This is a genomic window from Streptomyces chisholmiae (assembly GCF_031845445.1).
Lineage (GTDB): Bacteria > Actinomycetota > Actinomycetes > Streptomycetales > Streptomycetaceae > Streptomyces > Streptomyces chisholmiae.
The window spans coordinates 1-438 of sequence record NZ_JAVREO010000216.1; the positions used below are offsets into that span (position 1 = coordinate 1).

General features: G+C 67.1%; 1 protein-coding gene. It reads right to left on the bottom strand.

Annotation, left to right across the window (positions count from 1 at the left end; translation table 11 throughout):
- Positions 1-38 precede the first annotated feature (38 nt).
- Positions 39-438, bottom strand: a 400-nt coding sequence (locus tag RM844_RS32880) for a hypothetical protein (RefSeq protein ID WP_311671088.1), incomplete at its 5' end; no start/stop codon positions are given.

Consider the following 438-nt stretch of genomic DNA (forward strand, 5'->3'; position numbering starts at 1 on the left):
GCGGGCCGCGCCGACGGGTTGCCGCAGGGACACGCCAATCAGCGGTACCAGTACCCAGATGAGGTTTGCCGATCCGCCTGACGCGACGGCGGGTACGGCGGGTTCTGCTGCGAGACACCGGAGGTGAGGATGTTCCGGCGGATCTCATCCATTCGCCGCTCCGATGCTCGCCATCCTTTGACGCGTTCGGTACCGACTTCCCTGCCGTCCCGCTCGATGACGATCGTCCAGGGCACCCCGAGGAATTTCGCCACGAACCAGAACGGCCAGGCCAGGAAGACCAGCAGCACGACGGCGGTGAATACCGTCCCGATCACCCCGTCGGAGTCCCCCGCCGTGTCCGGGCCGGACATCCACTTGCGTCGCACCGTCCAATTGACACCGCGCGGATCGGTCACGGCCTCGTGCCTGATCTCCATGCGCCCCACCCCCTCCAGC